This is a genomic window from Streptomyces sp. Ag109_G2-15, from assembly GCF_900215565.1.
GTDB lineage: Bacteria > Actinomycetota > Actinomycetes > Streptomycetales > Streptomycetaceae > Streptomyces > Streptomyces diastatochromogenes.
On sequence record NZ_OCNI01000001.1, the window covers coordinates 1,349,987 to 1,362,358 of the forward strand.

Consider the following 12,372-nt stretch of genomic DNA (forward strand, 5'->3'; position numbering starts at 1 on the left):
GCGGAGGCAGGATTTACACCCTCCCCCACGTCCCCCGGTCCCTCGCCATCGCGTGCAGTGCCTCCACATCCGCCGGCTTCAACACCCCGCCCAGGTGGGCCAAGGTCGGCAGGTCCGTGTGGTGGAGGATGCGGATGGCTCGGGGTGGGGTCGTGATGCGTATCTCGGTGGGGTCGAGCAGGGCCAGGACGGGGTGGACCTCCGCTGTCAGGGCGTAGGAGGCTCGGTCGGTGGTGGTGCGGAGGCGGCGGAGCAGGGGCTCGGGGTCGTGGCGGCCCAGGGTGACCATCGGGTCGGCCACCTGGACCCGCTGCCTGCGGGCGTACAGGGCGTGTACGACGTAGAGGCCGCCGGGGCCTATGAGCAGGTGGTGGATGCGGTCGCCGCCCGGGAGCGGGACGGAGTGCAGGGTGTGCCAGCCCGCCCCTTCCCACTGGTCCAGGGCCTCGCCGACGGTCTGCTCCGCGGTCAGGGCACGCCGGCGCGGGTCCGGGCGGAGCCGGTGGGCGGGGCCGGGGTCCCGGTCGAGGGCGACGAGCAGGGCCTCGCCGGGGCGGTTGGGCGCGAGGTCGTCGTCCGGGTGCAGGGTCAGCCGGGCCAGTTCCGCGGGGGTGGGCACCGGGGGCGGGCCCACGGTCACCGGGCCGGTCAGGAACGGCTTCAGGGCGTCCAGCACGTCCGCCTCACGGTCCTCGGCGATCAGGTTCACCCGGCCCGTGTCCCGGTCGTACCAGGCGACGTTCCGTCCGTCCGGGCCGCAGACGTACAGCCGTTCGTGGCCGTGTCGCCAGGTCGGCACCACGCGCAGTCCGCTCATGCGCCATCACCCCTCGACCATGGGAACAGGCGGGGTGCTCCCACGCAAGAACCCGGCTACCGTGGAGAGCGGCCCTGCGAGGGGGAGTTGGGGAGGCGCCGTTGCGTACCCGCGGAACGCAGCCCGACGTACCGGCTCCGGAGAGCCCCTGGAGCGAGATAGAGCCCGGCCTGTGGATGGGCGGGCACCAGTTCCGGGGCGGTTCGGGGCGCCTGCAGTCCGCCGTCGTGCGAGATCAGTTCGACGTGGTGCAGTCGCTCCTGAGGTTGCCGGGCTACGGCCCCGGCCCCGGGACCGAGCATCATGTGTGGCCGATTCCGGACGGCCCGCTGGACGGCACGCAGCTCGCGGGCGTGATCCGGCTCGCGCGGGCGGCGCACGAGGCGCTGGACGCCGGCCGCTCGGTGCTGGTGCGCTGCTACCACGGCTACAACCGCTCGGGCCTGGTCGTCGCGCACACCCTGGTCCGGCGGGGCCGCAGCGCCGAGGAGGCGATCGAGCTGATCCGCGCCCGGCGCTCCCCGTGGGCGCTGCACAACGACCTGTTCGTGGAGTACCTGCGCACGGGACTGGCCACCGCCCGGCTGCTGGAGGAACTGGCCGAGTAGCCTCTCCCCCAGCACCGCCCCGGGTGCGCAAAAAGGACTTCCCTACGAATAAGGTGTACGGGGCCACTGTCGCCCCCGAATCCTCAGGAGCCCCGTGTCAGCCCGTCGCATCGCGCGCACCGCCCTCACCGCGGCCGTCGTCGCCCTGCTGTCGGCGACGGCGGCGGCCTGTGGCGACCGGGGCGGCCTGGAGGGCGCCGGGGCGACCCCGACCGCGGTGAGCCCGGCGAAGCTCTGGCCGGACCTCCGGCCGGCGTCCAGCCCGGCCTACCCCTACGACGAGGGGAGCACCGAGACCGTCAAGGGCGTCAAGATCCCGGGCGACGACATCCGCAAGGTCGATCCGGTGGACGTCGTACGGGCCGAGATAGCCGCGCATCCGGACGACTACGGGTCGAAGGGGGCGTACCACGCGACCGTCGAGCGGATGAAAGAGTGCGGCGCGGGCGGGGACCGGGCGCGGTGCCCGCTGCTCAAGGCGTACTACCGGGATCTCACCGGGGACGGCCGGGCCGACATGACGCTCGGCTTCCGGCTGTACCCGACCAACCAGACGGCGGTGCGGGTCTACACGGTGGAGAAGCACAAACTGGTGCAGGTGCTGGCCGACAACGACGCGATCATCGGCGTCGAACTGGCCGGCCGGGCGGTGATCGTCCGCTCCCCGGCCGGGATCTCCGGGTACGAGTACCGCACCACCTGGGCCTGGGACCCGGACCAGCGGGCCATGGTGTTCTCCCGGGACGAGTTCCTGCGCACCGGCAAGGGCCGGCACAGCCACGCGCCCTCCCCGTCCCCCAGCACCACCCCCGCGGCGAGCGCCGGATGAGGCCCACGCTGCCCCGGTGGGCCGGGACCCTCGCGGCGAAGGCGGCCGCGTTCATCACCGTGATGTGCTGCGCGCTGGCCGCGCTGCTCGGTGTCCTGGTGCATGTGTCGGTGACCAACCAGACCGTCGGCCAGGCCCGTGACCTCGCGCTGAGCCGGCTGCAGGACGCCACCCAGGCGTACGAGGCCGGGGACACGCTGCTGCCGGGTGCCGGGGTTGATCCCGAGGGGCTACCGGTACGGCTGCGGTCGCTCGCCCTGACCGGGAAGCGCGGCACGATGGTCTCCTCGCACCAGGGCCGGCCGACCATGTGGGCGGCGGGCCCGGCAGGCGGCCACCGGGCGCTCGCGGTGGAGGTCGACTACTCGCAGCAGGCCCGCACGATCGCCGGGCTCGACCGGTCCATCCTGTGGTCGTCGGCGCTGGCGATCGGGGCGACGCTGCTGGTCGGCGCGTTCGCGGTGACCCGGGTGACGCGGCGGCTGCACGGCACCGCGCAGGTGGCCCGGCGGATCACCGCGGGCGATCTGGACGCCCGTGTGAACGACCCCCGGACCAAGGACCCGACGCGCCCCCAGGACGAGGTGGCCGCGGTGGCGGCCGCGCTGGACTCCATGGCCTCCTCGCTGCAGAGCAAGCTGCTGAGCGAGCAGCGGTTCACCGCGGACGTGGCCCATGAGCTGCGCACCCCGCTGACCGGGCTGCACGCGGCGGCCGAGCTGCTGCCGCCCGGCCGGCCGACCGAGCTGGTCCGGGACCGGGTGGCGGCCCTGCGCACGCTCACCGAGGACCTGCTGGAGATCTCCCGGCTGGACACCGGGCGGGAGAAGCTGGAGGTGGACACCGAGGAGCTGGGCGCACTGGCCGGGCGGGTGGTGCGGGCCTCGGGGACGGACACCGAGGTGCGGATCGTGCGGGACGCTCGGGTGGAGACCGACCGGCGGCGGCTGGAGCGGGTGCTGGGGAATCTGGTGGCCAACGCGCACAAACACGGGCGGGCGCCGGTGGTGCTGACCGTGGACGGGCCGGTGGTGACCGTGCGGGATCACGGGGGCGGGTATCCGGGGTATCTGGTGGCGCACGGGCCGCAGCGCTTTCGTACGGAGGGTGGGGCCAAGGGGCATGGGCTGGGGCTGACCATCGCGCTGGGCCAGGCGGAGGTGTTGGGCGCGCGGTTGTACTTCGCCAATGCGGTGGGCGGTGGGGCCGTGGCGACGCTGGACCTCCGGCGGGCGGGCGGGTGAGAGCTCGGGGCTGCGGGTGATTCGCCGAGTGCGGGTCGCTTGCGGCTGGTCGTGCGGCACCACCGGGTCCACGCCACGCTGGTGGTGACAACTCGGGCAAACGGCACACGGCGCGCCCCGTTTGGGTAGGTTCCGGACATGACCAAGGCCGGAACAGCCATGGCGGCGCCGCGGACACCCGCCCCCGCCGTACGCCTCCCCCGACGCCGTGGCATCGAACTGGCCCTGATCGTGCTGGCCGTCCTGCTGTCCGTGTACGGCTACTGCGCCGTGGGCCTGGCGCGGACCGGTACCGTCCCGCCGGGCGCCGTCGGTTACGGCGCCGGACTCGGGGTGCTCGCCCTGTGCGCGCATCTCGCGGTCCGGATCCGGGCGCCGTACGCGGACCCCCTCCCGCTGCCCATCGGCGTGCTGCTCAACGGTCTCGGCCTGGTGCTGATCTACCGGCTCGACCTGGAGACGCCGGGTGACGGGGCCGCCCCCACCCAACTGGTGTGGTCCACGCTCGGGGTGGGCCTGTTCATCGTCGTCGTACTGATGCTGCGCGACCACCGGGTGCTCCAGCGCTACTCGTATGTGTGCGTGGTCGCGGCCCTGGCGCTCCTGTTGCTGCCGATCCTCTTCCCGGCGGTCAACGGCGCCCGTATCTGGATCCGGATCGCCGGATTCTCCATCCAGCCGGGCGAGTTCGCGAAGGTGCTGCTCGCGGTGTTCTTCGCCGCCTACCTGGCCGACAACCGCAACGCGCTCGCCTACACGGGCCGCCGGCTGTGGGTGATGCAGTTCCCGACCGGGCGGGTGCTCGGGCCGATCGTCACCATCTGGCTGCTGAGCGTCGGCGTCCTGGTGCTGGAGCGCGACCTCGGCACCTCGCTGCTCTTCTTCGGCCTGTTCGTCGTCCTGCTGTACATCGCCACCGGCCGCACCGGCTGGATCGCGGTCGGTCTGGTGCTCGCCGTGCTCGGCGCCTTCGCCGTCGGCCACTTCGAGCCGCACGTGAACGGCCGGATCGAGGACTGGCTGCACCCCTTCGCCACCATCGAGGCCGGGCAGGGCCCCAACCAGCTCGCGCAGTCCCTGTTCGCCTTCGCGGCCGGCGGGGTCCTCGGCACCGGGCTCGGGTTCGGCCACTCCATCCTCATCGGCTTCGCCACCAAGTCGGACTTCATCCTGGCGACGGCGGGCGAGGAGCTGGGCCTCGCGGGCCTCGCGGCGATCTTCCTGCTCTACGCCCTGCTCGTGGAGCGCGGCTACCGGGCCGGCCTCGCCCTGCGCGAGCCCTTCGGCCGACTCCTCGCGGTCGGCCTCGCCTCGATCGTCGCGCTCCAGGTGTTCGTGATCGCGGGCGGGGTCACCGGTCTGATCCCGCTGACCGGCATGGCGATGCCGTTCCTCGCCCAGGGCGGCTCCTCGGTCGTCACCAACTGGGCGATCGTGGCCCTGCTGATCCGGGTGAGCGACTCGGCCCGCAGCCAGTACGACGGGCGGGAGGCCCCGTGACCGAGTACGGCAACGGCCGGCCGATGGCCCGGTACATCCGGCACGCCTGGGCGTTCTGCGCCCTGCTGCTGGCGGCCCTGCTCGTCAACGCCGCCCGGGTGCAGGTGGTCCAGGCGGGTTCCTACGACGCCAACCCGGCCAACCGCCGCCCCACGATCGCCCGTTACCAGCAGCCGCGCGGCGACATCCTGGTCGGCGGCGAGCCGGTCACCGGCTCCAATGACACCGGCGAGCAGCTGCGCTACGAACGCACCTACCGGGACGGCCCGTTGTACGCGCCGGTCACCGGCTTCGCCTCGCAGATGTACGGCAGCACGTTCCTGGAGCACGCGGAGGACGGGGTGCTCTCCGGCACGGACCCGATGCTGTCGCCGTTCCCGCTGTGGAACGACGTGACGCGGGGGTCCACCCCGGGCGGGGACGTCGTCACCACCCTGGACGGGGTCGCGCAGCAGGCGGCGTACCAGGGGCTGCACGGGCGCCGGGGCGCGGTGGCCGCGATCGAGCCGGCCACGGGCCGCATCCTGGCGCTGGTGTCGACCCCGTCGTACGACCCCGCCGCCCTGTCCGGCAACAGCGAGGCGACGGCCGCGGCGTGGGCGCGGCTCAACCACGACCCGGAGAAGCCGATGCTCAACCGGGCGGTACGGCAGACCTATCCGCCGGGGTCGACGTTCAAGGTGGTCACCGCGGCGGCGGCGCTGGACGCGGGCGTGGTCACGGACCTGGACGCGTCCACCGACTCCCCCGACCCCTACCGGCTGCCCGGGACCAGGACCCGGCTGACCAACGAGGGCGACGGCTGCGCGGACGCCTCGCTGCGGGAGGCCTTCGAGTGGTCGTGCAACACGGTGTTCGCCAAGCTGGGCGTGGATGTCGGGGTGGCGGACATGTCGGCCACGGCCCAGGCGTTCGGCTTCAACGACACCCGGCTGCGCGTCCCCTTCGAGGTCTCCCCCAGCACCTTCGACACCCATGTGGACCGGGCGCAGCTCGCCCTGTCCTCGATCGGGCAGTACAACACCCGGGCCACGCCGCTGCAGATGGCGATGGTCGCGGCGGCCGTCGCCAACGGCGGCCGGCTGCGGACGCCGTACCTGGTGGAGCGGACCACCCGTCAGGGCGGCGAGACGCTCGCGGGCGGCGGGATGCGGCCCGACCGTCAGGTGATGCGCCCGTCCACGGCCGTGCGGCTGAGGGAGCTGATGACCGATGTCGTCACGGACGGCACCGGCACCAACGCGGCGATTCCCGGCGCCGTCGTCGGCGGCAAGACCGGTACCGCCCAGCACGGCATCGGCAACTCCGGTGTGCCGTACGCCTGGTTCGTCTCCTGGGCGCAGGCCGACGCCGACCTGGAACCGAAGGTCGCGGTCGCGGTGGTGGTCGAGGACGCCTCGGCGGACCGGGGCGAGATCAGCGGCGGCGGGGACGCGGCACCGATCGCACGGGAGGTGATGCGGGCGGTTCTCGGGTTGTGAGACGGGGGGTGCCGCGGCCGGGGCCGCCGACCTACCGTTCGGTCATGACGCATGCGCCGGTCGCCCACGAACTCGCCCAGGTCAACATCGCCCGCCTCAAGTTCCCGTTGGACTCCCCCGAGTTGAAGGACTTCGTCGACGCGCTCGACCCGGTCAACGCCGTGGCGGACGCCTCGGACGGGTTCGTCTGGCGGCTGCAGAGCGACGACGGCAACGCGACCGACATCGCCGTCTTCGGCAACGAGTGGCTGATCATCAACATGTCGGTGTGGCGGAACACCGACACGCTGACCGCGTTCATGTACCAGGGACAGCACCGCGAGTTGCTGGCCCGGCGCCGCGAATGGTTCGAGCGTGTCTCCGAGGCGATGGCCGCCCTGTGGTGGGTTCCCGCCGGCCACCGCCCGACCGTCGCCGAGGCGGAGGAGCGGCTGCTGCATCTGAGGGAGCACGGCCCGACGCCGTACGCCTTCACGCTGCGGACGTCGTTCCCGGCGCAGGAGGCGGTGGCGGTCAGCCGATCGGCTTGATCATCTCGTCGCGGACCTTGACCGTGTTGCGGGCGGCGGCCTTGAGGTCCACGTCGGCGGTGTCCTTGAGCGCCAGGTCGACCTCGCCGATCACGGCCGCCGTGTTGCCGTCCGCCCAGGCGCAGACCGGGTAGGTGAGGGTCAGCGTGGACTGCTTCTGGGTGAGCACCTCGCAGCTGATGGTGACGTCCGAGCCGGCCGGGGTGACGTCCTTCTCGGGTTCGACCACCGTCACGCCCTCGGCGTCAGTGGCCCCCTTGAGCATGTTGCTCCGGACGTCGTCCTCGTTCTTGAACCGGCCGTACATGCTCGACACCAGCAGCATGCCCTTGGAGTCGTCGCCGCCCGGGCTGTAGCGGCCGACCAGGGCGTGGACGTCCTTGGCGTCCCAGGCGCCGTCGGCCTCGTCCTCGACCTTCTGCCCCTCGGTGTCGGAGAGGTCCTGGGCGAGTGTGTACTTCCCGTCCACCAGCTCGTGGGGCAGGGTGAGCTTGTTCTCGGCCGTGGGGAAGTCGGTCCCGAGCAGCGCCCCGAACCCGCCGACGGAACCGAGCACGGACAGACCGACGACCCCGCCCACGATCCCCAGCGCCAGACCGACCCCGCGCTTCTTCGGCGGCGGACCCATGGGCGGCGCGCCCCAGCCGGGGTACGGCTGCTGGGGGTACGGCTGCTGGGGGTAGGGCTGCGGAGGGTACGGCTGCTGCTGGGGGTACGGGGAGCCGTACGGCCCCGGAGGCGGTGGAGCCTGCGGCGGCTGCTGCCCGTACGGGTACTGCGGCTGCTGGGGCTGGTGCGGGTACTGCGGCTGCTGCGGCGGCGGAGGCATGGACACGCCAGAACGCTACTGCACCCGGGCGAGCGGTTCAGACCCCGCCCGCCCCCGACTCGATCGCCTTCTGGACCTCGGCCACCCGCTCCCGCTCCTCCGCGGCGAAACGTTCCGCGTCCAGCCGCTCGGCGATCTCCTCGTCCTGGGCCATCAGCAGGTCCAGGTTGGAGTCGCCCATCTCGAACACCCCCATGTCGACATAGGCCTGCTGGAGCCGCTTGCCCCACAGGCCGATGTCCTTGACGCAGGGCACGATGCGGCTGAACAGCAGCCGGCGGAAGAGCTGCAGGAACTCGGAGTCCGCGCTGATCCGCTCGGCCTCGGCCCTGGGGATGCCGAAGTTCTCCAGCACCTCGATGCCGCGCAGCCGGTCGCGCATCAGATAGCAGCCCTCGATGACGAACTCCTCGCGCTCGCGCAGTTCGGCGTCCGTGAGCTGCTTGTAGTAGTCGCGCAGGGCCATCCGCCCGAAGGCCACGTGCCGGGCCTCGTCCTGCATGATGTAGGCCAGTATCTGCTTGGGCAGGGGCTTGTTGGTGGTGTCCCGGATCATGCCGAAGGCGGCGAGGGCGAGCCCCTCGATGAGGACCTGCATCCCGAGGTAGGGCATGTCCCAGCGGCTGTCGCGGAGGGTGTCGCCGAGCAGCGACTGGAGGTTGTCGTTGATCGGGTAGACCATCCCGATCTTCTCGTGCAGGAAGCGGGCGTAGATCTCGGCGTGCCGGGCCTCGTCCATCGTCTGGGTCGCCGAGTAGAACTTGGCGTCCATGTCGGGCACCGACTCCACGATCCGCGCCGCGCAGATCATCGCGCCCTGCTCGCCGTGCAGGAACTGGCTGAACTGCCAGGACGCGTAGTGCCGCCGCAGCTCACCCTTGTCCTTGTCGGTGAGCTTGGCCCAGTACGGGGTGCCGTACAGCGACATCGACTCCTCGGGGGTGCCGAGCGGGTCGTGCGGGTCGACCTCCAGCTCCCAGTCGATGCGCGTCTGCCCGTCCCACTGCTTGTCCTTGCCCTTCTGGTACAGGGCGAGCAGGCGGTCCCGGCCCTCGTCGTACTCCCAGCTGAACCGGGCCGCGCCACTGGCGGGCACCTGCCAGGGGGAGTCGCCGGGGTCGTTCGTGTACAGGTCATGGGTCGGCATACCCCGCAGGCTCACACGTAGACGCCGAGTCAACAAGTCACGCGCGGGGGATTGACGACCTTGCTGACAGGCAGTCTCATAAGAGCCGACGACGTACCCCGGGTAACGAGGTGAAAGAGCCATGACGACCCTGACGGAAGCGGACGCGCTCGACGGGCTGCGCGACGCACTCGGCCTGCTGAAGGACCGGGAACAGGTGGCCGAACGGCTGCTCGTCTCTTCCGCCAAGCACTCCTTCGACCCGGACAAGGAGCTGGACTGGGACGCGCCCTTCGAAGAGGGAAAGTGGTTCTGGCCGCCGGAGCTGGTCTCGCTCTACGACACGCCTTTGTGGCAGCGGATGGGCGAGGAGCAGCGGATCCTGCTCTCCCAGCACGAGGCCGCGGCGCTGGCCTCGCTCGGCATATGGTTCGAGCTCATCCTCATGCAGCTGCTCGTCCGGCACATCTACGACAAGGCGGCGACGAGCGCACACGTCCGGTACGCCCTCACCGAGATCGAGGACGAGTGCCGGCACTCGAAGATGTTCGCGCGGCTGATCGCGCGGGGTGACGCCCCCTGGTACCCGGTGAGCCGGGCGCACCAGAACCTCGGCCGCGTGTTCAAGACCATCTCCACGACCCCCGGCTCCTTCACGGCCACGCTGCTCGGCGAGGAGGTGCTGGACTGGATGCAGCGGCTGACGTTCCCGGACGAGCGGGTGCAGCCGCTGATCCGGGGTGTCACCCGCATCCACGTGGTCGAGGAGGCCCGGCACGTCCGCTACGCCCGCGAGGAACTGCGCCGCCAGATGCTGACGGCCCCGAAGTGGTCCCAGGAGTTCACCCGGGTCACCTCGGGCGAGTTCGCGCGGGTGTTCTCGGTCGCGTTCATCAATCCCGAGGTCTACTCGAACGTGGGACTGGACAAGCGGGAGGCGATGGCGCAGGTGAAGGCCAGCGGGCATCGGCGGGAGGTCATGCAGACGGGGGCGAAGCGGTTGACGGACTTCCTGGACGACATCGGGGTGCTGCGGGGGGTGGGGCGGCGGCTGTGGAGGTCGTCGGGCTTGCTGGCGTAGGTGAAGTGTCCTGACTCGAGGGGCGCGGGGCTGTATCGATATGCGGCTCCGCCGCGTGGGCGCGATCAGCCCCCACGCACCCGCACCCGGGACGACTACCCTGAGCCCCATGACCCCCACCGTCCCGGCCTACCGCAGGTTGAGCGTCGAGGAGCGACGAAGTCAGCTCCTCGACGCCGCGCTCTCCCTCTTCGCGCACCGCGCCCCCGAGGACGTCTCGCTGGACGACGTGGCCGAGGCGGCCGGAGTCTCACGGCCCCTGGTGTACCGGTACTTCCCCGGCGGGAAACAGCAGCTGTACGAGGCCGCGCTGCGATCCGCCGCCGAGGAACTGCGGCTGTGCTTCGACGAACCCCTGCACGGCCCCCTGCTCCCCCGCCTGTCCCGGGCCCTCGACCGCTATCTGGCCTTCGTGGACGAGCACGACACCGGCTTCAGCGCGCTGCTCCAGGGCGGCAGCGTGGTGGAGACGTCCCGGACGACCGCCATAGTGGACGGGGTGCGCCGGGCGGCGGCCGAGCACATCTTCAGCCACCTCGGCGTCACCGCCCCGGGCCCGCGGCTGCGCATGACCGTCCGGATGTGGATCACCGCGGTGGAGGCGGCCTCCCTGATCTGGCTGGACGAGGACAAGCAACCCCCGGTCGAGGAGCTGCGGGCCTGGCTGGTCGAGCAGTTCGTGGCGGTCCTCACGGTGACCGCGGGACGCGACCCGCAGACGGCGGCCCTCGTCGGCGCGCTCGCCGAGGATGGCCGAGACTGACACCGTGAAGAGTCAGGACACCCCCTTCGAGGGCGGCCCCATGGACGGGCGCGTGCTCCCCGTCCTGCTGGGCATGACCGGCCACCCTCCGAAGACGTACCGCATCCCCGTCCCGGACGCGGCCGGCGGCCCGCCCACCGTGCTGGTCTACCGCCGCGTGCCGAGGGGGCACAGCAAGATCGGCGTGGTGCGGGGGTGGAAGTACCAGTACGACCCCGAGGGCAGGCTGGGCGGCAAGGTCAGGTGGCCCTGGTCCAAGCCGGACGACGGCCCGTCCGGCAAGCCGGATGACGCGACCGGGTGACAGGGTTGCGCCGAACCGCGTAGGCAGGGCACACACATCTCCCTACATGTCTGATTATCGCCGTGCGGCACCAGGCGGAAGGCCCGCCCGTACCGCATCGGAGGTGATGACGTGTCAGGAGTGCTTCTGCGCCTGGCCTGTACGGCCGCGGTGGCGGCCCAGGCCGTCCTCGCGCCCGTACCCGCGGTGGCCGCGCCCGACCCTCAGCGGCCCGTCTCCGAGCTGCTGACGGACCTTCAGCGGCTGTACCGGCAGACCGAACAGGCCACCGAGACCTACAACGCCACGGCGGAGCAGCTCACGAAACAGCAGGCCGAGGTGGACCGCCTCGACGGCGAACTCGCCCGCGCGCGGCTCGCCCTGCAGGGCAGCCGGATCGACGCCGGCCGCCTGGCCCGGGAGCAGTACCAGAACCGCAGCGACCTCTCCCCCTACCTCCGCCTGCTGCTCGCGCCCGACCCGCAGCACGCGCTGGACGAGGGCCATGTCATCGGACAGCTGGCTCGCGAGCGCGCCGAGACGGTGGACCGGCTGACCGGGACCGAGAGGAGGAAGGACGCACTGGCCAGGGCGGCCCGCAAGGCCCTGGACACCCGGCAGACCCTCGCCGCGCGGCAGAAGAAGCAGCGCGACGACGTGACGGCCAAGCTCGCCGACGTCGAACGGCTCCTCGCCTCCCTCACCCCGGAACAGCTCAGCGCGATCGCCCGGTTGGAACAGCAGGGAGTCACCGCGGCCCAGGACAAGCTCGTCACCTCGGGCGCCCTCGGCAAGGCCGCGGCCCCATCCTCGGCCGGGGGCGAGCGGGCGGTCCGCTACGCCATGGACCAGATCGGCAAGCCGTACCAGTGGGGAGCGACGGGCCCGAAGTCGTACGACTGCTCGGGCCTCACCTCCCAGGCCTGGGGCCACGCTGGCACCCCCATCCCCCGCACCAGCCAGGAGCAGTGGGCCCGACTGAAGCGGATCCCACTGACCGACCTGCGCCCCGGAGACCTGGTCGTCTACTTCCCCGAGGCGACGCACGTGGCGATGTACGTAGGGGACGGAAAGGTCGTACAGGCGCCAAGACCTGGCGAGAAGGTGAAGCTCTCCCCCCTGGCGTCCTATCCAGTACTTGGCGCCGTACGACCCGATCAGGCCACGGAACCCAAGTAAGCCTGAGTCTTCTCCGGCGTTCTTCGGCGTCGGAGGCTGGATTGCAGGTCCAGAACGCCCGCCGGGTTCGCCGGGCGCTGAGAGACGAGGTCACTCATGCCA

Annotated in this window: 13 protein-coding genes; 10 read left to right on the forward strand and 3 right to left on the reverse strand. The window is 71.7% G+C overall.

Going from position 1 to position 12,372, the window contains the following annotated elements:
• Window positions 1-13: 13 nt before the first annotated feature.
• On the reverse strand, window positions 14-817 hold the full coding sequence (locus tag CRP49_RS05705; RefSeq protein ID WP_097252429.1) for a nuclease-related domain-containing protein: 804 nt from the start codon (window positions 815-817) through the stop codon (window positions 14-16).
• Window positions 818-918: 101 nt separating this feature from the next.
• Between CRP49_RS05705 and CRP49_RS05710 the strand changes: the two genes are divergently transcribed.
• From CRP49_RS05710 to CRP49_RS05735, 6 genes are all read left to right on the forward strand, one after another.
• Complete coding sequence (locus CRP49_RS05710) at window positions 919-1,425, forward strand: dual specificity protein phosphatase family protein (protein ID WP_167444124.1); 507 nt, start codon at window positions 919-921, stop codon at window positions 1,423-1,425.
• 94 nt (window positions 1,426-1,519) lie between these two features.
• Window positions 1,520-2,254: a hypothetical protein gene (locus CRP49_RS05715; protein WP_179851514.1), complete on the forward strand. Its 735-nt coding sequence runs from the start codon at window positions 1,520-1,522 to the stop codon at window positions 2,252-2,254.
• A complete protein-coding gene (locus tag CRP49_RS05720) occupies window positions 2,251-3,498 on the forward strand; it encodes a HAMP domain-containing sensor histidine kinase (RefSeq protein WP_097252431.1) in 1,248 nt (415 codons plus the stop codon). Before CRP49_RS05715 ends, CRP49_RS05720 begins: the two co-directional genes overlap by 4 nt.
• Before the next feature lie 138 nt (window positions 3,499-3,636).
• Complete coding sequence (locus CRP49_RS05725) at window positions 3,637-4,998, forward strand: FtsW/RodA/SpoVE family cell cycle protein (RefSeq protein WP_097252432.1); 1,362 nt, start codon at window positions 3,637-3,639, stop codon at window positions 4,996-4,998.
• 23 nt (window positions 4,999-5,021) lie between these two features.
• The gene (locus CRP49_RS05730) at window positions 5,022-6,479 is read left to right on the forward strand and encodes a penicillin-binding transpeptidase domain-containing protein (RefSeq protein ID WP_179851874.1); all 1,458 of its coding nucleotides are present in this window, start codon (window positions 5,022-5,024) and stop codon (window positions 6,477-6,479) included.
• Window positions 6,480-6,523: 44 nt separating this feature from the next.
• Window positions 6,524-7,009 (forward strand): DUF3291 domain-containing protein, encoded by a 486-nt coding sequence (locus CRP49_RS05735; protein ID WP_097257210.1) that lies wholly within the window; start codon window positions 6,524-6,526, stop codon window positions 7,007-7,009.
• Here CRP49_RS05735 and CRP49_RS05740 read toward each other — a convergent pair.
• Window positions 6,993-7,838, reverse strand: a complete 846-nt coding sequence (locus CRP49_RS05740; RefSeq protein ID WP_306459771.1) for a hypothetical protein — start codon at window positions 7,836-7,838, stop codon at window positions 6,993-6,995. The two genes, CRP49_RS05735 and CRP49_RS05740, sit on opposite strands and share 17 nt — an antisense overlap.
• Window positions 7,839-7,875: 37 nt before the next feature.
• On the reverse strand, window positions 7,876-8,985 hold the full coding sequence (locus CRP49_RS05745; protein WP_097252435.1) for a ferritin-like domain-containing protein: 1,110 nt from the start codon (window positions 8,983-8,985) through the stop codon (window positions 7,876-7,878).
• Window positions 8,986-9,106: 121 nt separating this feature from the next.
• Between CRP49_RS05745 and CRP49_RS05750 the strand changes: the two genes are divergently transcribed.
• From CRP49_RS05750 to CRP49_RS05765, 4 genes are all read left to right on the forward strand, one after another.
• Window positions 9,107-10,045 (forward strand): diiron oxygenase, encoded by a 939-nt coding sequence (locus CRP49_RS05750; RefSeq protein ID WP_097252436.1) that lies wholly within the window; start codon window positions 9,107-9,109, stop codon window positions 10,043-10,045.
• Between the two features lie 109 nt (window positions 10,046-10,154).
• On the forward strand, window positions 10,155-10,808 hold the full coding sequence (locus CRP49_RS05755) for a TetR/AcrR family transcriptional regulator (protein ID WP_097252437.1): 654 nt from the start codon (window positions 10,155-10,157) through the stop codon (window positions 10,806-10,808).
• A gap of 4 nt (window positions 10,809-10,812) precedes the next feature.
• Window positions 10,813-11,112, forward strand: a complete 300-nt coding sequence (locus tag CRP49_RS05760) for a hypothetical protein (RefSeq protein ID WP_094216132.1) — start codon at window positions 10,813-10,815, stop codon at window positions 11,110-11,112.
• A 111-nt stretch (window positions 11,113-11,223) separates the two neighbouring features.
• Entirely contained in the window at window positions 11,224-12,270 is a 1,047-nt protein-coding gene (locus CRP49_RS05765) for an NlpC/P60 family protein (RefSeq protein WP_097252438.1), read from the forward strand.
• The last annotated feature ends 102 nt before the right edge of the window (window positions 12,271-12,372 follow it).